Origin of the sequence: Enterobacter cloacae complex sp.6700776 (assembly GCF_048284255.1) — a bacterium.
In the GTDB taxonomy this organism is placed as follows: domain Bacteria; phylum Pseudomonadota; class Gammaproteobacteria; order Enterobacterales; family Enterobacteriaceae; genus Enterobacter; species Enterobacter intestinihominis.
Genome location: NZ_JBLVYK010000004.1, coordinates 133,831 through 156,223, shown reverse-complemented (window position 1 = coordinate 156,223; position 22,393 = coordinate 133,831). Strand labels below are relative to the sequence as shown.

General features: G+C 56.0%; 22 protein-coding genes. 12 read left to right on the top strand and 10 right to left on the bottom strand.

Annotated elements, in window-relative coordinates; translation table 11 throughout:
* Nucleotides 1–50 precede the first annotated feature (50 nt).
* Complete coding sequence (locus ACNQ0T_RS08680; protein WP_161177319.1) at nucleotides 51–1,358, top strand: sulfurtransferase; 1,308 nt, start codon at nucleotides 51–53, stop codon at nucleotides 1,356–1,358.
* On the opposite strand, the gene ACNQ0T_RS08675 is transcribed toward ACNQ0T_RS08680, so the two are convergent.
* A complete protein-coding gene (locus ACNQ0T_RS08675; protein ID WP_023299894.1) occupies nucleotides 1,355–1,972 on the bottom strand; it encodes a CDP-alcohol phosphatidyltransferase family protein in 618 nt (205 codons plus the stop codon). The genes ACNQ0T_RS08680 and ACNQ0T_RS08675 overlap by 4 nt on opposite strands.
* Nucleotides 1,962–2,534 (bottom strand): carboxymuconolactone decarboxylase family protein, encoded by a 573-nt coding sequence (locus ACNQ0T_RS08670; RefSeq protein ID WP_023299893.1) that lies wholly within the window; start codon nucleotides 2,532–2,534, stop codon nucleotides 1,962–1,964. Before ACNQ0T_RS08670 ends, ACNQ0T_RS08675 begins: the two co-directional genes overlap by 11 nt.
* Nucleotides 2,535–2,609: 75 nt before the next feature.
* On the opposite strand from ACNQ0T_RS08670, the gene ACNQ0T_RS08665 reads away from it, so the two are divergent.
* On the top strand, nucleotides 2,610–3,026 hold the full coding sequence (locus ACNQ0T_RS08665; RefSeq protein ID WP_022647800.1) for a pyrimidine (deoxy)nucleoside triphosphate diphosphatase: 417 nt from the start codon (nucleotides 2,610–2,612) through the stop codon (nucleotides 3,024–3,026).
* Here the strand turns inward: ACNQ0T_RS08665 and ACNQ0T_RS08660 are convergent.
* Nucleotides 2,986–3,258: a YnjH family protein gene (locus ACNQ0T_RS08660; RefSeq protein ID WP_022647799.1), complete on the bottom strand. Its 273-nt coding sequence runs from the start codon at nucleotides 3,256–3,258 to the stop codon at nucleotides 2,986–2,988. The two genes, ACNQ0T_RS08665 and ACNQ0T_RS08660, sit on opposite strands and share 41 nt — an antisense overlap.
* 225 nt (nucleotides 3,259–3,483) lie before the next feature.
* Here ACNQ0T_RS08660 and gdhA point away from each other — a divergent pair, with 225 nt between their 5' ends.
* The gene (gene gdhA / locus ACNQ0T_RS08655) at nucleotides 3,484–4,827 is read left to right on the top strand and encodes an NADP-specific glutamate dehydrogenase (RefSeq protein ID WP_022647798.1); all 1,344 of its coding nucleotides are present in this window, start codon (nucleotides 3,484–3,486) and stop codon (nucleotides 4,825–4,827) included.
* 114 nt (nucleotides 4,828–4,941) lie between these two features.
* Here gdhA and ACNQ0T_RS08650 read toward each other — a convergent pair whose 3' ends face one another.
* The 3 genes from ACNQ0T_RS08650 to ACNQ0T_RS08640 form a co-directional block, all read right to left on the bottom strand.
* Nucleotides 4,942–6,864 (bottom strand): DNA topoisomerase III, encoded by a 1,923-nt coding sequence (locus tag ACNQ0T_RS08650; protein WP_417929967.1) that lies wholly within the window; start codon nucleotides 6,862–6,864, stop codon nucleotides 4,942–4,944.
* A gap of 4 nt (nucleotides 6,865–6,868) precedes the next feature.
* The gene (gene selD, locus ACNQ0T_RS08645; RefSeq protein WP_155024219.1) at nucleotides 6,869–7,912 is read right to left on the bottom strand and encodes a selenide, water dikinase SelD; all 1,044 of its coding nucleotides are present in this window, start codon (nucleotides 7,910–7,912) and stop codon (nucleotides 6,869–6,871) included.
* A gap of 116 nt (nucleotides 7,913–8,028) precedes the next feature.
* Nucleotides 8,029–8,580: an NAD(P)H nitroreductase gene (locus ACNQ0T_RS08640; RefSeq protein ID WP_045621414.1), complete on the bottom strand. Its 552-nt coding sequence runs from the start codon at nucleotides 8,578–8,580 to the stop codon at nucleotides 8,029–8,031.
* Nucleotides 8,581–8,747: 167 nt separating this feature from the next.
* Between ACNQ0T_RS08640 and sppA the strand changes: the two genes are divergently transcribed.
* The 4 genes from sppA to ACNQ0T_RS08620 all read left to right on the top strand — a co-directional run bounded on the left by sppA (nucleotide 8,748) and on the right by ACNQ0T_RS08620 (nucleotide 13,812).
* On the top strand, nucleotides 8,748–10,604 hold the full coding sequence (gene sppA / locus ACNQ0T_RS08635) for a signal peptide peptidase SppA (protein WP_417929888.1): 1,857 nt from the start codon (nucleotides 8,748–8,750) through the stop codon (nucleotides 10,602–10,604).
* Nucleotides 10,605–10,666: 62 nt separating this feature from the next.
* Nucleotides 10,667–11,683 (top strand): asparaginase, encoded by a 1,017-nt coding sequence (gene ansA, locus ACNQ0T_RS08630; RefSeq protein WP_023305945.1) that lies wholly within the window; start codon nucleotides 10,667–10,669, stop codon nucleotides 11,681–11,683.
* 9 nt (nucleotides 11,684–11,692) lie between these two features.
* Nucleotides 11,693–12,334, top strand: coding sequence for a bifunctional nicotinamidase/pyrazinamidase (gene pncA, locus ACNQ0T_RS08625; RefSeq protein WP_023305944.1), 642 nt, complete (start codon nucleotides 11,693–11,695; stop codon nucleotides 12,332–12,334).
* Between the two features lie 224 nt (nucleotides 12,335–12,558).
* Nucleotides 12,559–13,812, top strand: a complete 1,254-nt coding sequence (locus ACNQ0T_RS08620) for a glycoside hydrolase family 18 protein (protein WP_193132072.1) — start codon at nucleotides 12,559–12,561, stop codon at nucleotides 13,810–13,812.
* 51 nt (nucleotides 13,813–13,863) lie between these two features.
* Here ACNQ0T_RS08620 and ACNQ0T_RS08615 read toward each other — a convergent pair whose 3' ends face one another.
* The gene (locus tag ACNQ0T_RS08615; protein WP_022647791.1) at nucleotides 13,864–14,136 is read right to left on the bottom strand and encodes a YeaC family protein; all 273 of its coding nucleotides are present in this window, start codon (nucleotides 14,134–14,136) and stop codon (nucleotides 13,864–13,866) included.
* Nucleotides 14,137–14,177: 41 nt separating this feature from the next.
* Nucleotides 14,178–14,591 (bottom strand): peptide-methionine (R)-S-oxide reductase MsrB, encoded by a 414-nt coding sequence (msrB, locus tag ACNQ0T_RS08610; RefSeq protein WP_022647790.1) that lies wholly within the window; start codon nucleotides 14,589–14,591, stop codon nucleotides 14,178–14,180.
* A gap of 341 nt (nucleotides 14,592–14,932) precedes the next feature.
* Here msrB and gapA point away from each other — a divergent pair, with 341 nt between their 5' ends.
* Complete coding sequence (gene gapA, locus ACNQ0T_RS08605) at nucleotides 14,933–15,928, top strand: glyceraldehyde-3-phosphate dehydrogenase (protein WP_006809136.1); 996 nt, start codon at nucleotides 14,933–14,935, stop codon at nucleotides 15,926–15,928.
* 74 nt (nucleotides 15,929–16,002) lie between these two features.
* On the top strand, nucleotides 16,003–16,887 hold the full coding sequence (locus ACNQ0T_RS08600) for a D-hexose-6-phosphate mutarotase (RefSeq protein WP_022647789.1): 885 nt from the start codon (nucleotides 16,003–16,005) through the stop codon (nucleotides 16,885–16,887).
* Nucleotides 16,888–16,953: 66 nt separating this feature from the next.
* Here the strand turns inward: ACNQ0T_RS08600 and ACNQ0T_RS08595 are convergent, their stop codons facing one another.
* Nucleotides 16,954–17,700, bottom strand: a complete 747-nt coding sequence (locus ACNQ0T_RS08595) for a MipA/OmpV family protein (RefSeq protein WP_032676322.1) — start codon at nucleotides 17,698–17,700, stop codon at nucleotides 16,954–16,956.
* 432 nt (nucleotides 17,701–18,132) lie between these two features.
* Here ACNQ0T_RS08595 and yeaG point away from each other — a divergent pair, with 432 nt between their 5' ends.
* From yeaG to ACNQ0T_RS08580, 3 genes are all read left to right on the top strand, one after another.
* Nucleotides 18,133–20,067 (top strand): protein kinase YeaG, encoded by a 1,935-nt coding sequence (gene yeaG, locus ACNQ0T_RS08590; protein WP_006809140.1) that lies wholly within the window; start codon nucleotides 18,133–18,135, stop codon nucleotides 20,065–20,067.
* An 89-nt stretch (nucleotides 20,068–20,156) separates the two neighbouring features.
* Nucleotides 20,157–21,440, top strand: coding sequence for a YeaH/YhbH family protein (locus tag ACNQ0T_RS08585; RefSeq protein WP_017384692.1), 1,284 nt, complete (start codon nucleotides 20,157–20,159; stop codon nucleotides 21,438–21,440).
* Nucleotides 21,441–21,539: 99 nt separating this feature from the next.
* Nucleotides 21,540–22,040, top strand: a complete 501-nt coding sequence (locus ACNQ0T_RS08580) for a YbaK/prolyl-tRNA synthetase associated domain-containing protein (protein WP_022647787.1) — start codon at nucleotides 21,540–21,542, stop codon at nucleotides 22,038–22,040.
* Nucleotides 22,041–22,060: 20 nt separating this feature from the next.
* Here ACNQ0T_RS08580 and yoaI read toward each other — a convergent pair whose 3' ends face one another.
* A complete protein-coding gene (yoaI, locus tag ACNQ0T_RS08575) occupies nucleotides 22,061–22,162 on the bottom strand; it encodes a small membrane protein YoaI (protein ID WP_017384693.1) in 102 nt (33 codons plus the stop codon).
* Nucleotides 22,163–22,393 lie beyond the last annotated feature (231 nt).

Sequence of the window (22,393 nt, the reverse complement as noted above, 5' to 3'; positions counted from 1 at the left end):
TTCAGGAGAGACGACAATGCCACCCTCTTTTAATGACGTCAGGTTTTTCGATGAAACGTGTTTCTCAACTGACCGCGCTGGCTCTGATCTGCGGCCTCGCCTCACTCTCCTCCATGGCGGCTGATATGCCCCACTCCCTCACGCTGGACCAGCTCCGGGCGCAAAACGGCGCGGTAATTGATACGCGCGTCAGTGCGTTCTATAACGGCTGGCCGCAGACGCTGCGCGGAACGTCCGGGCATGAACCCGCCGCGCTTAATCTCTCTGCAGGCTGGCTTGGGGCAATGAGCGATGAACAGCTCAGCGGCTGGGCAAAACAGCATCGGATTACGCCCGACATGCCGGTTGCGCTCTATGGCAACGATGATGACAACCAGACCGTCAAAACGCGGCTGGAAAAAGCGGGTTTTACCCACGTTTCCATCCTGAGCGATGCCCTGCAACAATCCGACCGTTTGCAACGTCTGGCACATTTTGAACAGCTGGTTTATCCGCAGTGGATCCACCTGTTGCAGCAGGGCAAACCCGTTACTGCCGCACCAGCCGGAGAGTGGAAGGTGATCGAGGCTGGCTGGGGTGCGCCGAAGCTTTATCTCCTGAGCCACATTCCCGGCGCGGGCTACATCGACACCAATGAAGTGGAAAGCGAACCGCTGTGGAATAAGGTCGCTGACGAAAAGTTGAAAGCGATGCTGGCGAAGCACGGGATCCGTCACGATACCACCGTCATTCTGTACGGTCGCGACGTATATGCCGCCGCGCGCGTGGCGCAGATCATGCTCTACGCGGGCGTGAAGGATGTGCGAATTCTGGACGGCGGCTGGAAGGCATGGTCAGACGCCAGCCTGCCCGTTGAGCGCGGAACGCCTGAGAACGTGAAGCCAGCCCCTGATTTTGGCGCGCCGATCCCGGGCCAGCCCCGGCTGATGGTGGATATGGAACAGGCCCGGGGAATGCTGCACCGTCAGGATACATCCCTGGTGAGCATTCGTTCCTGGCCAGAGTTTATCGGTGAAACCAGCGGCTACAGCTATATCAAGCCAAAAGGTGACATTGCCGGTGCGCGCTGGGGCCATGCGGGTAGCGACGCGACCCACATGGAAGATTTCCACAATCCGGATGGCACCATGCGCAGCGCCGATGACATCGCCGCCATGTGGAAGACGTGGAATATCCTGCCGGAGCAGCACGTTGCGTTCTACTGTGGTACCGGCTGGCGCGCGTCTGAAGCCTTCATATACGCCCGCGCCATGGGCTGGCAAAACGTTGCCGTCTACGACGGCGGCTGGTACGAATGGAGCAGTTATCCGAAGAACCCGGTCTCCACCGGGGAGCGTGGACCGGAGAGCGCACGCTAGCGGGGGAGTGACTTCAGCGTCACGTAACCGCTCCAGATGCGCGTTGTGGTGGTCAGCCAGCACAACGCGCCAAACGCCCAGGCGAACAGCGTGAAGTGTGCCGGAAACAGGCAGCACAGCACAAACAGCGCGATGGTCTCCGTTCCTTCCGTTAATCCTCCAATGTAATAAAGCGACTTGTGCGCGTAGCCGGGGTTGTCGATATTATGCTTCCCCGCCAGCGCGGCAAAGGCCAGGAAACTGCTGCCCGTCCCCATAAACGCGAACAGCAGCCAGGCGGCGGCGATCGCATTGTCAGCCGGAGCGGCCAGCGCGAAGCCAAACGGTACCAGCGCGTAAAACAGGAAGTCGAGGGCGATATCAAGAAATCCTCCCGCGTCCGTCAGGCCACGGCGACGCGCCAGCGCACCGTCCAGACCATCCAGCAGCCGGTTCAGCACAATGGCGACCAGCGCTGGCAGATACCAGCCCAGCGCCAGAAACGGTAACGCCAGTACGCCAATCGCAAACCCGGCGAGCGTTAACCCATCAGGCGTAATAAACGGTTTATCCAGCGCGGCGGCCAGCTGATTTAACCCGGGCTTCAGCCGTGGATGCAGATGTTTATCCAGCATGCGGTTTACCTTTAAACGTGGCACACAGGCCCTGAGCCGGGATATCCAGCGCGGCGTTAAAGCGGGCGGAAAGGTTCTGAAAGGCAATCAGAGCCGTCATTTCGGTGATAGTCTCTTCGCTAAAGTGGCGCTTCAGCTGGTTTTTGATATTTTCATCCACCTGAGGCGGCGTGGCGGTGACCGCTTCCGCATAGGCCAGCGCCGCGCGCTCCTCTTCGCTGAACAGGGTGGAATTTTGCCAGTCGTTGACGGCCTGCACTTTATCCAGCGCCCCGCTCCGCTCGGCCAGACGCAGGCTGTTGGCATCAATACAAAATGCGCAGTGGCAGATCTGCGAGACCCGCGTCATTAGTAACGAACGCAGAACCGGCGTCAAACGCGCCTTGCGCCGCTCCAGATAGCCGACAAATAGCGCTACCAGCCAGAAAAGACGCGGCATACGCCCCCACCAGCGCGTGGGGTTCAGCACCGCGCCGAAGTGTTTTTTCTGCATGGCAGCAATGGGCTTGAGGCTGACGGGAAGGGTTTCCATGGGCGCAACCCAGGCGGCTGTCTCTTTCACCTGATTCTCCTGATGACTGGACTCTTTGGCAGGGCACGATAATATGTCGTTTTTCGCTATTAATTATTGACGAACATGCTGAAAACACTCGATGTTGTTGCGGCCATCCTCGAAAAAGAGGGCAAGATCTTGCTGGCGCAGCGTCCCGAACATGCCGATCAGCCAGGAATGTGGGAATTTGCGGGCGGAAAGGTTGAAGCCGGTGAGACCCAGCAGGAAGCGCTGATCCGCGAACTACGCGAAGAGCTCGGCATTGAAGCCGTGCCCGCGCGGTATGTGGCAAGCCACCAGCGGGAAGTGTCGCAGCGGCTGATCCACCTCCACGCCTGGCACGTGCCGGAATTTAGCGGCGAGCTGAAGGCGCACTACCACTCGGCGCTGGTGTGGTGCACGCCAGAAGACGCGTTCACGTATGATTTAGCCCCGGCGGATATACCGCTCCTGGAAGCGTTTATTCTTTTACGCGACGCCAGACCAGCGGGTTTGTACTGAGGGTGCGTTCATCACGCTGGCACTGCAACAGCACGCCATCCGCCCTGACCACTGCGCCTTCGGAATAGTTTTGATCCTGATAGATACAGCACTGATTACACGGCTGCGCACGCTGGCCGCCAGCGCTAAAAACCTCTGGCGGCACGTTAACTTCGACATCCGGGCGAATGCGATCAGCCTGTGCCCCGGCGGACACCATCAAACATAACGCGGCCATTGCGAAACGGTTCATAGACTTAATTTCCTTTGCATCGTTTATATCTATAACGGTAGATCCTGACGGGATCTTTAATTTATCTCGTCATCGCTTTTGGTTATGACGCGCGGCTTGTCAATAATTTCCCTTTCGGCCTAAATTTCTGCTTGCCTCTCAAAGCGGTGCGGGTGGTATAGTCAAAAAAACGACACAAAACATCTCCGCCACACGCATAAATTATTATAAGAGGTTCTTATATCTATGGATCAGACACGCTCTCTGGAAAGCTTTCTTGCCCATGTACAGCAGCGCGACCCGCACCAAAGCGAGTTTGCCCAGGCCGTTCGTGAAGTCATGACCACCCTGTGGCCCTTCCTTGAGGAAAATCCGCGCTACCGCCAGATGGCGCTGCTTGAACGTCTGGTGGAGCCGGAGCGCGTCATCCAGTTCCGCGTGGCGTGGGTGGACGATCGCAATCAGGTACAGGTCAACCGCGCGTGGCGCGTGCAGTTTAACTCCGCCATTGGGCCGTTTAAGGGCGGGATGCGCTTCCATCCCTCGGTGAACCTGTCGATTCTGAAATTCCTCGGCTTCGAGCAGACCTTTAAAAATGCGCTCACTACCCTGCCGATGGGCGGCGGTAAAGGCGGGAGTGATTTCGATCCGAAAGGCAAGAGCGAAGGCGAAGTGATGCGCTTCTGCCAGGCGCTGGTCACTGAGCTCTATCGCCACCTTGGGCCGGACACCGACGTTCCTGCCGGGGATATCGGCGTGGGGGGGCGTGAAGTGGGCTTTATGGCCGGGATGATGAAAAAGCTCTCCAACAACAGCGCCTGCGTCTTTACCGGCAAAGGTCTGTCGTTTGGCGGCAGCCTGATTCGTCCGGAAGCGACGGGTTACGGTCTGGTCTATTTCACTGAAGCGATGCTTAAGCGTCACGGGCTGAGCTTCGAGGGGATGCGCGTGGCGGTCTCCGGCTCCGGCAACGTGGCGCAGTACGCTATCGAGAAAGCGATGGAGTTTGGCGCGCGCGTAGTGACCGCCTCCGACTCCAGCGGCACCGTGGTGGATGAAGCTGGCTTCACAGCAGAAAAACTGGCGCGTCTGTGCGAAATCAAAGCCAGCCGTGACGGCCGCGTGGCGGATTATGCCCGAGAGTTTGGCCTGACCTATCTGGAAGGTAAACAGCCGTGGGGTGTGCCGGTGGATATCGCCCTGCCGTGCGCGACGCAAAACGAGCTGGACGTGGATGCCGCCCGGACGCTGATTAGCAATGGCGTGAAGGCGGTAGCGGAAGGGGCAAATATGCCCACCACCATTGAAGCGACCGATCTGTTCCTGGACGCAGGCGTACTCTTTGCGCCAGGCAAGGCGGCGAACGCGGGCGGGGTGGCAACATCCGGTCTGGAAATGGCACAAAACGCCGCGAGAATGGGCTGGAAGGCGGAGAAAGTGGATGCCCGTCTGCACCACATTATGCTTGATATTCACCATGCCTGCGTGGAGTATGGCGGTGAGGCTTCACAGACCAACTACGTGCGCGGCGCCAACATCGCCGGGTTCGTGAAGGTGGCCGATGCGATGATCGGGCAGGGTGTGATTTAGTTTCGCTGCATTCTCGCCCTTGCAGGCCCGGTAAGCGTTAGCGCCACCGGGCTTTTTTCAGGCCGCAGAGCTGCTTTTTGCCGGGTGGCGGCTTCGCCTTACCCGGCCTACGGTTTAAGCGGTGGTATTTTTGGCTGCGCTTTTTTTCTTTTTGAACGGTTTCTTCGCCCCGCCACCCGGGGCAACCATCCCCCGGAATCGCTTCACTGGCGTGCTGCGCGCCTGATCAATCAACTGATAAAGCGTCCCCACCAGCGGCTGCATAAAGTCCTGGTAACGGCACTGCTTTTCGCTGATCTGCGTCAGCACCGACTCCCAGTGCGCGGTCATGTCCGGTCTGGCGGCCAGCTCTGGCAAGGAGTGAATCAGCGCCCGGCCCGGCTCTGTCGAATGGATATAGCGCCCTTTTTTCTCGAGAAAACCACGCTTAAACAGCAACTCGATAATCCCCGCGCGGGTTGCTTCCGTACCCAGACCGTCGGTGGCGCGGAGGATCTTCTTCAGATCTTTATCCTGCACAAAACGGGCGATCCCGGTCATGGCCGAAAGCAGCGTCGCATCGGTGAAGTGGCGCGGCGGCTGGGTCTGACGTTCAACCACTTCGCCTTTTTCGCACAGCAGTTCATCGCCTTTGGCTACGACCGGCAGCGGCGTGCCGTCGTTCTCTTCGTCACGCTCTTTGTTGCCGAGCAGCGTGCGCCAGCCCGCTTCCGCGAGGAAACGCGCTTTGGCGATAAATTTGCCTTTGGCAATTTCCAGCTCAATAACGCACTTGCGGAAAACCGCGTCCGGGCAGAACTGCATCAGATACTGACGCGCGATCAGGTTATAGACCTTTGCTTCGTTGTCGGTCAGGTTGACGTTGCTGGTGCGCGCCGTCGGGATTATCGCGTGGTGGGCATCGACTTTTTTATCGTCCCAGCAGCGGTTATGGGTATCCGGGTTTACCGCCGGTTGCGGCAACAGATCCGGCGCATGGACACCAATGGCATTCATCACCGAGTGGCGTCCGGCGAAGTGTTCCTCCGGCAGATAGCGGCTGTCCGAACGCGGATAGGTGATCAGCTTGTGGGTTTCATAGAGCTTCTGGCAGATATCGAGCACGTTCTGCGCGCTCAGGCCAAACTTTTTCGCGGCCTCGATCTGCAACGCCGAAAGGGAGAACGGCAGCGGTGCGGGCTCTGATTCCCGTTTGTCGTTATAGCTGGTAACGATCGCGGGCTGGCCGGTAATGCGGTTAACCACGTGCTCCGCCAGCGGAGGATGTAGCAGCCGCCCCTCTTCGTCCTGATATGACTCACAGGCATCGCTCGGCTGCCAGACGGCGGTAAAGCGTTCGTCTTTCGGCGTGACGATATGCGCTTTGACTTCGAAGAAGTCTTTGGCGACGAAATTTTCGATCTCTTCGTCGCGACGCACCACCAGCCCCAGCACCGGGGTTTGAACACGCCCAACAGAGAGTACGCCCTGATAGCCCGCATTGCGTCCCAGGATGGTGTAGGCGCGGGTCATGTTGATCCCGTACAGCCAGTCCGCGCGAGCACGCGCCAGCGCGGAGACACACAGGGGAATAAATTCGCTGTTGGCGCGCAGGCGCGAAATCGCGCGCTCCACCGCCTGCGGGTTGAGGTCGTTAATTAAACAGCGCTGCACCTGCTGGCGCTTTTCCGGTGCCAACTCCAGGTAGTCGAGCACTTCGTCGACAAGCAGTTGCCCTTCCCTGTCCGGGTCACCCGCGTGGACCACTTCCGTCGCCTCATGCAGGAAACGCTTAATGACGTTGAGCTGTTTGGTGACGGAAGGACGCGGTTGCAGACGCCACTTTTCCGGCACAATTGGCAGATCGTTGAGGTTCCAGCGGGCGTAGCGGCTGTCGTAGACATCCGGCTGCGCCTGTTCAAGCAGGTGACCGATACACCAGGTGACCACCTGCCCGTTACCGCATTCGATAAAGCCATCACCTTTGCGATGCGGCTTGGGCAGCACGTCGGCGATGGCTCGCGCCAGACTCGGCTTTTCGGCAATAAACAACCGCATCGAATTAACGGATCTCAATCATCGGGCGGCCACCGCGGGCGGTCACCAGCTCGCCAATGGCCGTCAGGGTGATGCCAAACTCGGCCGCCGTTGCCTGAACGTCAGCTTCTGCTTCCGGCGTCACCGCCAGCAGCAGGCCGCCGGAGGTTTGCGGATCGCACAGCAGATTGCGCCACGCTTCCGGCATTTCGCCCATTAAATGGCCGTAGCTGGCGAAGTTGCGCTGCGTCCCGCCCGGAACGGCGCCCTGAGCAATGTACTCTTCCACGCCCGGCAGCTTCGGCACATCCTGATACCAGACCTGTGCCTGCACGCCCGCGCCCTGACAGACTTCAGAGAGGTGTCCCAGCAGACCAAAGCCGGTCACGTCGGTCATGGCCTTCACGCCATCGATACTGGCGAATGCCGCACCGGCAAGGTTCATCTGGCACATTACTTCCGTTGCCAGACCGATATGCTCGGGCTTCAGCAGGGATTTTTTCTCGGCTGTAGTGAGTACGCCAATGCCCAGCGGCTTGGTGAGGAACAGTTTGCAGCCCGGTTGCGCCGTGCTGTTGCGCTTCACGCGCTCGGTCGGCACCACGCCGGTGACGGCCAGGCCGAAGATCGGCTCCGGCGCATCGATAGAGTGACCACCGGCCAGGGCAATACCCGCCTGCTGGCAGGCAAAGCGTCCGCCTTCGATCACGTCGCGGGCAATCTCCGGCGGGAGGGTGTTAATCGGCCAGCCCAGAATGGCGATCGCCATAATCGGCTTACCGCCCATCGCGAAGATATCGCTGATGGCGTTGGTGGCCGCAATGCGTCCGAAGTCGAACGGGTTGTCGACAATCGGCATAAAGAAGTCAGTGGTGCTGATAATGCTGGTGCCGTTACCTAAGTCATAAACCGCTGCATCGTCACGCGTTTCGTTACCGACAAGCAGGTTCGGGTCGACAAACTTCGCCTGTTCACTGTGCAGGATGGTCTCCAGCACTTTCGGGGAAATTTTACAACCGCAACCGGCTCCGTGGCTGTATTGCGTTAAACGAATGGTTTGCTCGCTCATGGACGTCTCCTGTCATCTCAATCGCGCTATGGTAGCGCTCATTCCATAAAGAGGTAAGTATGACTATCTGAATTCTGCGGCGGATGCTCAGAATCCAGACAGTTTAGCGCGTGTAATTAAAAACGGCTGACGAAAGGCGTGGTGTCCGGCACGCTAATGGTGCTGGAGGCTTTAAGCTGCGGGGTGCCGAGATAGAGGAAGCCGACAATTTTATCGTGTTCACCGCAGGAGAAGCCTTCCCGCACGGCGGCGCTCTCGGTCAGCGGCCCGGTACGCCAGATGCCGTTAAAGCCCTGCGCGACGGCGGCCATCTGCATTGCCATTACCGCGCAACCGGCAGACATCTCCTGCTCCCAGACCGGCACTTTATGGTCGGCCTGGCATTTTGCGACTACCGCGATGATCATCGGCGCACGGAACGGCGCGTTGCGGGCTTTATCAATCCCCTTCTCATCCTGGCCTGCGGCAACCGCCCCCTGCTCCAGCAGCTGGCTGAAGCGGTCGCGCCCTTCGCCTTCAATAATAAAGAAGTGCCACGGCTGCAATGTGCCATGGTCCGGCGCACGCATTCCGGCACGCAGAATGTTTTCCAGCTGCTCGCCGACGGGGGCCGGGTCGGCCAGGCGGGAAGCGCTACGACGGTTAACAAGCAGTTCAAGTGCGTCCATTGGTTAACTCCTTTCGTGAAATTTACTCACAAAATTAACACGACAGCAGAATTTGTTACAGCGTGGCAGGCGATTCCTGCTGACAAGTGGCGGTTGGGTCATTACGATAACCGCACATTACCGTCCTGTGGCGACGGAAACAGTCCTTTTCTGGTTAGGGAGAATACATGCGAACCCTTTGGCGAATCTTTGCCGGTTTCTTTAAATGGACGTGGCGACTGCTCAACTTCGTCCGCAACCTGGTGATGAATATCTTCTTCATCTTCCTGGTCCTGGTATGCGCAGGTATCTGGATGCATCTCAGCAGCGCCAGCCAGGCGCAGAATTCGACGCGCGGCGCACTGCTCCTCGATATCACCGGGGTGATTGTTGATAAGCCATCGACCAGCAATCGTCTGGGCGTGATTGGCCGCCAGCTGTTCGGCGCGACTTCAGACCGCCTGCAGGAAAACTCCCTGTTTGATATCGTCGACACGATCCGTCAGGCCAAAGACGATCGCAACATTACCGGTATCGTGCTGGATCTGAAAGATTTTGCCGGAGCCGATCAGCCTTCGATGCAGTACATCGGGAAAGCGCTGCGGGAATTCCGCGACAGCGGTAAACCGGTCATTGCCGTCGGCGACAGCTACACCCAGGGGCAATATTATCTGGCGAGCTTTACTAACAAAATCTGGCTCTCTCCGCAGGGCACGGTCGATCTGCATGGCTTCGCCACAAATGGTCTGTACTACAAATCGCTGCTCGACAAGCTGAAGGTCACTACCCACGTCTTCCGCGTCGGGACCTATAAATCTGCCGTGGAGCCGTTTATCCGTGATGATATGTCCCCTGCCGCCCGTGAAGCGGACAGCCGCTGGATTGGCGAGCTGTGGCAGAACTATCTCGGCACCATTGCCGCTAACCGTCAAATGACCGCTGAGCAGGTCTTCCCAGGCGCGCGCGGTGTGCTGGAGGGCCTGCGCAAAGTGGACGGCGATACAGCGAAATACGCGCTTGATAACAAACTGGTCGATCGGCTGGGTTCCAGCGCTGATATCGAAAAAGCGCTGACCAAACAGTTCGGCTGGAGTAAAGAGGACAAGAACTACAGCGCCATCAGCATGTATGACTACGCCGCGAAAAAGCCGGATGACAGCGGTGACAGCATCGCCGTGGTGTTTGCTAACGGGGCCATTATGGACGGTGAAGAAACGCCGGGGAACGTCGGCGGGGACACCACCGCGTCGCAGATCCGCGATGCGCGTCTGGATCCGAAAGTGAAGGCGATTGTCCTGCGGGTGAACAGCCCTGGCGGCAGCGTCAGCGCCTCCGAGGTGATCCGTGCTGAGCTGGCCGCCGCGCGTGCCGCGGGCAAGCCGGTCGTGGTCTCGATGGGGGGCATGGCGGCTTCAGGGGGGTACTGGATCTCGACGCCAGCCAACTACATTGTGGCTAACCCAAGCACGCTGACCGGCTCGATTGGCATCTTCGGCGTGATCAACACCGTAGAGAACAGCCTGGATTATCTCGGCGTTCATACCGACGGCGTTTCCACCTCGCCGCTGGCGGATGTGTCCGTGACTAAATCTCTGCCGCCTGAGGTGTCCGAGATGATGCAGCTCAGCATTGAGAGTGGCTATAAGCGCTTCATCACGCTGGTGGCGGATTCCCGTAAAAAGACGCCAGACCAGATTGACCAGATCGCGCAGGGCCACGTCTGGACCGGCCAGGATGCGAAGAGCAACGGTCTGGTAGACAGCCTGGGTGACTTCGACGATGCCGTGAAGAAAGCGGCGGAACTGGCGAAGCTCAAGCAGTGGCACGTTGACTATTATCAGGACGAACCGACGTTCTTCGATATGGTCATGGACAGCATGTCCGGCTCCGTCCGCGCCATGCTGCCGGAAGCGCTTCAGGCGTATCTGCCGGCGCCGGTGGCGACGGCGGCTAAAGCCATGAAAGCGGAGAGCGATAAGCTCGCGACTTTCAACGATCCGCAAAGCCGTTACGCGTTTTGCCTGACCTGTGCGAACGTGCGTTAAAAACCGTCCCCTCTTCCCGTTAAGAGGGGATTTTTTCTTTTGAAGAACAAGAACTCATTACCATGCAGAAGAAATCAATATATGTCGCCTATACCGGCGGTACCATCGGTATGCAGCGCTCAGAAAATGGCTATATTCCGGTTTCTGGCCACTTGCAGCGCCAGCTGGCGCTGATGCCTGAATTCCACCGTCCGGAAATGCCGGACTTTACCATCCACGAATATGAGCCGCTGATGGACTCCTCCGACATGACGCCGGAAGACTGGCAGCATATTGCGGACGATATTAAAGCCCATTACGACCAGTACGACGGCTTCGTGATCCTGCACGGTACCGACACCATGGCGTTCACCGCCTCGGCGCTCTCCTTCATGCTGGAGAACCTGGGCAAGCCCGTCATCGTGACCGGTTCGCAGATCCCGCTGGCGGAACTGCGTTCAGACGGGCAGATCAACCTGCTTAACTCCCTGTACGTGGCCGCTAATTACCCGATCAACGAGGTAACGCTGTTCTTCAACAACCGACTGTACCGCGGGAACCGTACCACTAAAGCGCACGCTGACGGCTTTGACGCGTTTGCCTCACCTAACCTGCAACCGCTGCTGGAAGCGGGGATCCATATCCGTCGTCTGGGCACGCCGCCCGCGCCAAATACTGCAGGCGAGCTGATCGTTCACCCGATCACCCCGCAGCCGATTGGCGTGGTGACGATTTATCCGGGTATTTCCGCCGACGTGGTGCGCAACTTCCTGCGCCAGCCGGTGAAGGCGCTGATCCTGCGCTCCTATGGTGTGGGTAACGCCCCGCAGAACGGTGAGTTCCTGAAAGAGCTTCAGGAGGCGAGCGATCGCGGGATTGTGGTGGTGAACCTCACTCAGTGTATGTCCGGTAAGGTCAATATGGGCGGCTACGCCACCGGCAACGCCCTGGCGCACGCTGGCGTGATCAGTGGTTTCGATATGACCGTTGAGGCAACGCTGACTAAACTTCACTATTTATTGAGTCAGGATCTGGATATTGATTCCATTCGCCGCGCCATGATGCAAAACCTGCGCGGTGAACTGACGCCGGACGAATAAGGAGTTCCCATGAAGCAACGCGCCCTGTTACTGGTCGATTTGCAAAATGATTTCTGTGCGGGCGGTGCGCTGGCCGTCGCGGAAGGCGACAGCACCGTCGACGTCGCGAATTCGCTGATTGAGTGGTGTAAGGCTCGTGATGAAGCGGTGGTGGCGAGTCAGGACTGGCATCCGGCAAACCACGGCAGCTTTGCCAGCCAGCACAACGTTGAGCCTTACAGCCAGGGCGAACTGGACGGACTGGCGCAAACCTTCTGGCCCGATCACTGCGTGCAGCAGACGGAAGGCGCTGAGCTGCATCCGCTGCTGAACCAGAAAGCCATCGACGCGGTGTTCCACAAAGGTGAAAACCCAACCATCGACAGCTACAGCGCATTCTTCGATAACGGTCACCGCCAGAAGACGGCGCTGGACGCATGGTTACGCCATCATGAGATCACCGAGCTGATTGTGCTGGGCCTGGCGACGGATTACTGCGTGAAGTTCACCGTGCTGGATGCGCTCCAGCTGGGCTATACCGTGAATGTCATTACCGACGGCTGTCGCGGGGTGAATATTCAGCCGCATGACAGCGCCCAGGCGTTTATGGATATGGCCGCAGAAGGCGCAACGCTGTATACGCTGGCTGACTGGATGGAGACGCAGGCGTAAGCTTTTTTAGCCGTGTGGCGGCTTCGCCTTACCCGGCCTACTTTCTCTGGTTTTGTAGGCCGGGTAAGCATCAGCGCCACCCGGCAAAACCCCCTCCCCGATCTCCCATAAAGTGAACTCCCTCGCATCACAAGCGAAGCGGCGATGGTATTCTCTTCAGGCTGTTTTTTCGCCACGCCTTTTCTGTGGCGTGGTTATTTTTATTCAGTCAAAGAGGAACTTATATGAAACGTTTGCCCTTGCTGGCAGCATTACCCTTGCTTTGCGCGTCACTGGCTTCCGCCGCGCCCCTGATGTCCGTGGGCTACTTCAATGGCGGTGGCGATGTTACCGCCGGACCGGGTGGCGATATCAATAAACTCGATGTCCGTCAGATCACACACCTCAACTACTCGTTTGGTCTGGTCTATAACAACGAGAAAGACGAAACCAACCCTGCACTGAAAGATCCGGCAAAACTGCATCAAATCTGGTTATCACCCAAGGTGGCATCCGACCTGGCGTTACTTCCTCGGCTTCGTAAACAAAACCCGAATTTAAAAGTGCTGCTTTCCGTTGGCGGCTGGGGCGCACGTGGTTTTTCTGGCGCAGCGGCTACCAAAGAGAGCCGCGCGGTGTTTATCCGCTCCGCGCAGCAGATCGTCAGTCAATACGGCCTGGACGGGATCGATCTCGACTGGGAGTTCCCGGTCAACGGCGCGTGGGGACTGGTCGAGAGCACCCCAGCCGACAGGGATAATTTCACCGCGCTGTTAAAAGAGATGCGTGACGCGTTTGGTAAGAAAAAACTGGTCACGATTGCGGTGGGCGCAAATGCAGAAAGTCCGAAAAGCTGGGTGGATGTGAAGGCCATTGCCCCCCTGCTCGATTACATCAACCTGATGACCTACGACATGGCGTACGGGACGCAGTATTTTAACGCGAATCTGTATGACTCCAGCGCCTGGCCAACGGTGGCTGCCGCAGACAAATACAGCGTTGATTTTGTGGTGAATAACTATCTGGCCGCCGGCCTAAAGCCGCAGCAAATGAACCTCGGAATCGGTTTTTACGGTCGTGTACCGAAGCGCGCCGTTGAACCGGGTATCGACTGGAGTAAACCGGACGCGCAAAACAATCCTGTCACCCAGCCCTACTTCGGGCCGCAGGAACTGGGCCTGTTCAAATCGCTTGGCTATGACCTGACCAAAGATACCTACGTGAAATACAACGATATCGTCCGCAAACTGCTAAACGATCCGCAGAACCGCTTTACCGAGCACTGGGACGAACAGGCGAAGGTGCCGTGGCTGTCGGTAAAATCCGCCGACGGGAAGGCGCTGTTTGCGATCTCCTATGAGAACCCGCGTTCCGTGGCGATAAAAGCAGATTACATCAAGGAGAAAGGTCTCGCCGGGGCGATGTTCTGGGAGTATGGCGCGGATGACAACAACCAGTTAGCGAAGCAGCTGGCGGAGTCGCTTGGGATCCCGCACTAAGGTGTAGTGTGCCGGGTGGCGGCTTCGCCTTACCCGGCCTACATGGGAGCTTTATTTGAAAGTTGCAATCGGCTTCGGCGTGATGCCGAAGTCTTCTTTCAGTTCGCGCTTACTTTTCATCACCATCTGACCGTTAGTGTCGATGGTCATGTGCTGGGCGTTGGTATTGTGACGCGCCTGCCACAGCATCACCAGCTGCAAGCTGTTCTCTTTTTGCTCAGGTGTGAGCGCCACACCGTCCGGCCATTTTCCCAGCTCAACGGCCGTCACCAGGCGCTGATAAACCTCCGGGGTCATGCCTGCAATCATGTCATCAATATTCACGATCTCTCCCTTTCAAAGGAATAATTTGCTGAATCGTTTTTTCAACCCTTGGTCTGGTCGCCGTTTTCGTCATCGGTAAAGCTCATCGAAGCCGAATTTACGCAGAAACGCTCCCCCGTCGGCTGCGGGCCATCCGGGAAGACATGCCCGAGATGGGCGTCGCAATTCCCACAACGAATTTCGGTGCGCACCATGCCGTGCGAGGAGTCCGTCAGATAGCGGATCGCATCATCGCTGACAGGCTCGTAAAAGCTTGGCCAGCCGCAGCCAGAATCGTACTTAGTCTGGGAGTTAAACAGCGGTGCATCACACACCAGGCAGTGGTAGACGCCTTCCCGTTTATTGTGCAGCAAACGCCCGGTAAACGGCGGTTCCGTGCCGTGATTTTGCGTTACGTAAAACTGCATCTCTGTAAGGTTTTTTTTCAAATCGTCGGGGTTATGTTGGTTCGACATATGCTTACATCTCGCTGTTGAAACAGACATCTTTTAACCCAGATTCTAACAAAACATTAACACCCGCGCGTGCACTTTTGATCTAAACTTATGTGTCGCGAAAAGGCGGTCAGGCAATTGTGATCAATTTCACATTTTAATCCTGCGAGGCCTTTAAAATTCCGGGCGCAGCCCCCATGTGGTTGCTAGCTCAAAGGGAAAGTGAGGCGAGTCAGTCGCACAAACGTTAGTCACAGGATTGATTTGTCGCAATGATTGACACGATTCCGCTTGACGCTGCGTAAGGTTTTTGTAATTTTACAGGCAACCTTTTATTCACTAACAAATAGCTGGTGGAATATATGACTATCAAAGTAGGTATCAACGGTTTTGGCCGTATCGGCCGTATTGTTTTCCGTGCTGCTCAGAAACGTTCTGACATCGAAATCGTTGGTATCAACGATCTCCTGGACGCTGAATACATGGCGTACATGCTGAAGTACGACTCAACTCACGGTCGTTTCGACGGCACCGTTGAAGTGAAAGACGGCCACCTGGTTGTTAACGGCAAAACCATCCGCGTTACTGCTGAGAAAGACCCAGCTAACCTGAAATGGAACGAAATCGGTGTTGACGTTGTAGCTGAAGCTACCGGTATCTTCCTGACCGACGAAACTGCACGTAAACACATCACTGCGGGTGCGAAGAAAGTTGTTCTGACTGGTCCTTCCAAAGACAACACCCCAATGTTCGTTCGCGGTGCAAACTTCGAAACTTACGCTGGCCAGGACATCGTTTCCAACGCATCCTGCACCACCAACTGCCTGGCACCGCTGGCTAAAGTTATCAACGACAACTTCGGCATCATCGAAGGTCTGATGACTACCGTTCACGCTACCACCGCTACTCAGAAAACCGTTGATGGCCCGTCTCACAAAGACTGGCGCGGCGGCCGTGGCGCGGCTCAGAACATCATCCCATCTTCTACCGGTGCTGCTAAAGCAGTAGGTAAAGTACTGCCAGAACTGAATGGCAAACTGACTGGTATGGCGTTCCGCGTTCCAACTCCTAACGTATCCGTTGTTGACCTGACCGTTCGTCTGGAAAAAGCTGCTTCTTACGAAGAAATTAAGAAAGCAATCAAAGCTGCTTCCGAAGGCCCAATGAAAGGCGTTCTGGGTTACACCGAAGACGACGTTGTATCTACCGATTTCAACGGCGAAGTGTGCACTTCCGTGTTCGATGCTAAAGCAGGTATCGCACTGAACGACAACTTCGTGAAACTGGTTTCCTGGTACGACAACGAAACTGGCTACTCTAACAAAGTACTGGACCTGATCGCTCACATCTCCAAATAAGTTGAGATGAGTGCTTGATCCTAAAAGGCGACTTCGGTCGCCTTTTTTATTGTTTTTAGACAGAGGATTGCTTAATGATTAATAAAATTTTTGCACTTCCGGTAGTCGAACAACTTACCCCTGTGCTCTCCCGCCGTCAGATTGACGGCGCCGATATCATCGTCGTCGATCATCCGCGCGTTAAAGCCTCCGTAGCGCTCAATGGCGCCCACCTGCTCTCCTGGAAACCAGAAGGCGAAGAAGAAGGCCTGTGGCTGAGCGAGGCCACCTCGTTCAAAAAAGGGGCGGCGATCCGTGGCGGCGTACCGATCTGCTGGCCATGGTTTGGTCCGTCAGCGCAGCAGGGATTGCCGTCTCACGGTTTCGCCCGTAACCAGCAGTGGACGCTGAAAGCCCACAACGAAGATGATAACGGCGCGGTGTTGACCTTTGAACTTCAGGCAAATGATGAAACGCGCGCCCTGTGGCCACATGAATTCACCCTCTATGCCCGCTTCAAGCTGGGTAAAACCTGCGAGATTGAACTGGAAGCGCACGGCGAATTCGAAACAACGTCCGCCCTGCACACCTATTTCAACGTAGGCGACATTCAGGCCGTTAAGGTGAGCGGACTTGGCGATACCTTTATCGACAAAGTGGACAACGCGAAAGAAGGCAGGCTGGACGACGGCGTTCAGAGCTTCCCGGACCGTACCGACCGCGTGTATCTGCACCCGGAAGCCTGTAGCGTCATCCACGACAGCGCGTTGAACCGCGGCATTGACGTGGTTCACCACCACCATAGCAACGTGGTGGGCTGGAACCCGGGCCCTGCCCTTTCCGTCAGCATGGCAGATATCCCGGATGACGGTTACAAGACCTTCGTGTGTGTGGAAACCGCGTGCGTGACCGCCCCGCAGAAAACCAGCGAAGAAAAACCGTCCCGCTTAGGCCAGACGATCAAGATTGTGAAGCGCTAATATTTATCAGGCACCATAAAAAACAAACGGGGCGCAAGCGCCCCGTTTTAATACATCACGTTCTGGTCAGAACTTGTAGGTCACACCCACGGAGAAGATGCCGGACCAGGACTTGTCGACCATCGGGCTGTCCTTCACTTCGTCGCTCAGACGGGTATAACGGCCAGTACCGTACACGTTCCAGTCGCCGAGGAAGTTATACGAGGCGGTGAGTTCCAGGTACGGATCCCAGCCATCATCAGCGCTGTAGCTCTTCAGACCACTGCGGCGAGACTCAGCCTTAGACACGCCATAGTAGTAGTCATTGTAATTCTCGCTGCTGTACTGCACACCGATACCCGGCGTCAGGGTCACCGCGCCATTGGTATAGCGATAAAGCCACGCCAGATCCCAGATAAAGCCATTGCTGTTGTCCAGGGTATCGCCCGCCAGCGCCGTGCGCAGGAAGCCATACTCGGTATTATGGACGTAAGAAAGCCCGGCCATCAGTGAGCTTCTGCGCTTGTCCAGCTGACGAAGCGCATTGCTGTCGCTGTCGCCTGGTTTAAAGTACGTTGGGTCGTAATAGGCCATGATGGAGAGCTTATCGGCCGTATCGTTCCACAGATAGTAGCCGCCGCCCAATCCACGGAACCAGAAGTTATCGCCTTCATAGGTGACAACGGGGACAGGATAAACGTCGCGGTCATACTGCTTGTACGGGCTGTTGATCACGCCAGCACCCGCGCCAACAGTCCACTGGCTCTCAGCCTGTACGGTGCTCGCTGCGGTCGCGGCAAGGATGCCCAATGCCAGAAGTTTGAGTTTGGTCACAATCCATTCTTTCCTGTAGTCAAATAATCAGCGGGTGAAGTGTAACCGCCATTCCCGTACATCCCAAAATTTTTTGCGCGCGAATCCATTTGATTAACCCGTTATTTTTCATTTTTCAGATGACATCCCGCTTTCATTTATGTGACCGATAAATGAAAAACCCCCTTTTCGCTTATAACCGCAGTGGAAATTTTTGGATGAGTTATTGATATGTCATTGAAAGTAGATTTTATCCGTATGCAAGTTTTGCAATTGCCATCTACGCTTTAATTTAAGAAGAGGTTTTGCTGAACACCCTGCGGTTCATAGCCTTCGACCTGGCACACAGGTTGCTGCTCTGGCAGTGAGGTGCGAAAGATTCTCTTCCGGGAGCCTCCACTACTCATACGAACGGCTCTTATCCTGTGCTAAAAAACGAAAGGACGGCATGCCATGAATATATTCGATCACTATCGCCAGCGCTATGAAGCTGCCAAGGACGAAGAGTTCACACTGCAGGAGTTTCTTACCATTTGTCGGCAAGATCGCAGTGCCTATGCCAATGCGGCAGAACGGCTATTGATGGCTATCGGTGAGCCAAACATGGTTGATACTGCCCTGGAGCCACGGCTTTCCCGTCTTTTTTCAAATCGGGTAGTCGCCCGATACCCGGCGTTTGAAGAGTTCTATGGTATGGAAGATGCCATTGAGCAGATCGTCTCCTACCTGAAGCATGCCGCTCAGGGGCTGGAAGAGAAGAAACAGATCCTTTACCTGCTGGGTCCCGTCGGCGGGGGTAAATCCTCCCTGGCTGAACGGCTGAAAGCGCTGATGCAGCGCGTGCCGATCTATGTGCTGAGCGCCAACGGCGAGCGCAGCCCGGTCAATGACCATCCGCTGTGCCTGTTTAATCCGCAAGAGGATGCGCAAATTCTGGAAAAAGAGTTTGGCATTCCGCATCGCTATCTCGGTACGATCATGTCGCCGTGGGCGGCAAAACGCCTGCACGAGTTTGGTGGGGACATCACCAAATTCCGCGTCGTGAAAGTGTGGCCGTCTATCCTCGAGCAGATCGCCATTGCTAAAACTGAACCCGGTGACGAAAACAACCAGGACATCTCGGCGCTGGTGGGTAAAGTCGATATCCGTAAGCTGGAACATCACGCGCAAAACGACCCGGATGCCTACGGCTATTCCGGAGCGCTATGCCGCGCCAACCAGGGGATTATGGAATTTGTCGAGATGTTTAAAGCACCGATCAAAGTGCTGCATCCGCTGCTGACCGCCACCCAGGAGGGGAACTACAACGGGACGGAAGGTATTTCCGCCCTGCCGTTTAACGGGATTATCCTCGCCCACTCGAACGAATCTGAATGGGTGACCTTCCGTAACAACAAAAACAATGAGGCGTTCCTTGACCGTGTGTACATCGTCAAAGTGCCTTATTGCCTGCGGATCTCCGAGGAGATCAAGATTTACGAAAAACTGCTCAACCACAGTGAGCTGGTCCATGCCCCTTGCGCACCGGGAACGCTGGAAACGCTGTCGCGCTTCTCGATTCTGTCGCGCCTGAAAGAGCCGGAAAACTCCAGCATTTACTCCAAAATGCGCGTGTATGACGGCGAAAGCCTGAAGGATACCGACCCGAAAGCCAAATCGTACCAGGAATACCGCGATTACGCCGGGGTCGACGAAGGGATGAACGGTTTGTCGACGCGTTTCGCGTTTAAGATCCTCTCCCGCGTCTTTAACTTCGACCACGCGGAGGTGGCCGCCAACCCGGTTCATCTGTTCTATGTGCTGGAACAGCAAATTGAACGTGAACAGTTCCCACAGGAGCAGGCTGAACGCTACCTGGAGTTCCTGAAAGGCTACCTGATCCCGAAATACGCCGAGTTTATCGGCAAAGAGATCCAGACCGCCTACCTGGAATCCTATTCCGAATACGGCCAGAACATTTTCGATCGGTACGTCACCTACGCTGACTTCTGGATCCAGGATCAGGAGTACCGCGACCCGGATACCGGCCAGCTGTTTGACCGTGAATCCCTGAACGCAGAGCTGGAAAAAATTGAGAAACCGGCCGGGATCAGCAACCCGAAAGACTTCCGAAACGAGATTGTGAACTTCGTGCTGCGCGCCAGAGCGCATAACAACGGCCGTAATCCAAACTGGACCAGCTACGAAAAACTGCGCACGGTTATAGAGAAGAAAATGTTCTCTAACACGGAAGAGCTGTTGCCGGTTATCTCGTTCAACGCCAAAACCTCAACCGACGAGCAGAAAAAGCACGACGATTTTGTCGACCGTATGATGGAAAAAGGCTATACGCGCAAACAGGTCCGCCTGCTTTGTGAATGGTATCTGCGCGTGCGTAAATCGTCTTAAAACAAGTGCCCGGTAACGCGCTTACCGGGCCAACAAAATGTCCGGCACTTACGGACGCTGCAAGTTGGCAAATGCAGTACGGGGGATATATGACCTGGTTTATTGACCGGCGTCTTAACGGCAAAAACAAGAGCACGGTGAATCGCCAGCGCTTCTTGCGCCGTTATAAAGCGCAAATTAAACAGTCGATCTCCGAGGCCATCAACAAACGCTCGGTGACCGACGTCGACAGCGGCGAATCCGTCTCCATTCCCAACGATGACATCAGCGAACCGATGTTTCATCAGGGGCGTGGCGGTCTTCGCCATCGCGTGCACCCAGGTAATGACCACTTCGTCCAGAATGACAGAATCGAGCGGCCACAAGGCGGAGGCGGCGGTTCTGGCAGCGGTCAGGGACAGGCCAGCCAGGACGGTGAAGGCCAGGATGAGTTCGTCTTTCAGATTTCAAAAGACGAATATCTCGACCTGCTGTTTGAGGATCTGGCCCTGCCGAATCTGAGAAAGAATCAGCACCGTCAGCTCAACGAATACAAAACCCATCGCGCGGGTTATACCGCAAACGGGGTGCCCGCCAACATCAGCGTGGTGCGTTCACTGCAAAACTCGCTGGCGCGACGCACGGCGATGACGGCAGGCAAACGGCGCGAACTGCGCGAGCTGGAAACCAGCCTGAAAGTGGTGGAAAACACCGAACCGGCGCAACTACTGGAAGAGGAGCGCCTGCGAAAAGAGATCGCCGAACTGCGGGCGAAGATCGACCGGGTACCGTTTATCGACACGTTCGACCTGCGCTACAAGAACTACGAAAAACGTCCGGAGCCTTCCAGCCAGGCGGTGATGTTCTGCCTGATGGACGTGTCAGGTTCAATGGATCAGGCCACCAAGGATATGGCTAAGCGTTTTTATATTCTGCTCTATCTGTTCCTGAGCAGAACGTATAAGAACGTGGAGGTGGTCTACATCCGTCATCACACTCAGGCGAAAGAGGTGGATGAGCATGAGTTTTTCTACTCGCAGGAGACCGGTGGCACCATCGTGTCGAGCGCCCTGAAGCTGATGGATGAGGTGGTGAAGGAGCGCTACGACCCGGCGCAGTGGAACATCTACGCCGCCCAGGCATCGGATGGCGATAACTGGGCGGATGACTCGCCCCTGTGTCATGAAATTCTGGCGAAGAAGATCCTGCCGGTGGTGCGCTACTACAGTTACATTGAAATTACCCGTCGCGCCCACCAGACGCTGTGGCGCGAGTATGAGCATCTGCAAGCGATGTTTGATAACTTTGCGATGCAGCATATTCGTGACCAGGATGACATCTATCCGGTCTTCCGGGAACTGTTCCAGAAACAGTCTTCCACCAGCAACGCATGAATCAACAGCCAGCGCTCCCGCTGGCTGTTTTCTTTCAGCCCTCTCCCTCCCGTGCTAATGTAGCAAGCTACGTATTGGCTAATCACAGGTGAAATCGTTATGTCTGATGACGTGATCGGGACGACAACCCATCAGCAGCTAATCAGCTTATTAACCGAGCAGGAGGCGCACTTTCGTGTGGTGGCGCATGAGGCCGTAGGGAAATGCGAAGCGGTCAGTGAAATTCGCGGGACCGATCTCCGCCAGGGTGCAAAAGCGCTGGTCTGTAAGGTAAAAGGCAACGGCGTTAAGAAACATATTCTGGCAATCCTCGCCGCCGATCGGCAGGCCGATCTGAGCCTGCTGGCCAGCCATTTCGGAGGGCTTAAGGCATCTCTCGCCAGTCCGGCCGAAGTGGATGCGCTTACCGGCTGCGTTTTCGGCGCCATTCCCCCCTTCAGCTTTCACCCGGATCTGACGCTTGTCGCCGATCCGTTGCTGTTTGAGCGCTTTGACGAGATCGCCTTTAACGCCGGTCTGCTGGAAAAATCGGTGATTATGGATACCCAGGACTATCTGCGTATCGCCCGTCCTGAACTGGTGTCGTTCCGTAAACAATAAATACAGAGGCTGGCTAACGGTCAGCCGTTTTCCAGCAGCAGCACGGAAGCAATCAAAATAATCGCGATGATAAAAAACGATGAGGAGATAATCAGCGTTTCGACAAACATAGGATCGTTCATGATGCCCTCTGCCTTGCCCATTTCCTTTTTTTTTACTCCCGCATAATGACAGTCAAATGACAATGACGCGTCCGCGAAATGACAATTTTTCGCTGAAACGATTCGCTGTTAACTCCCCTCCCCCGTATAAAGTCACTGTTTAAATACTTTATTTGTTACCGGTATCACGAAAAGAAATTTACGTAACCCCGATGCCAGATCTCGCAATTGTTAACCTTTTCATGATGGTTA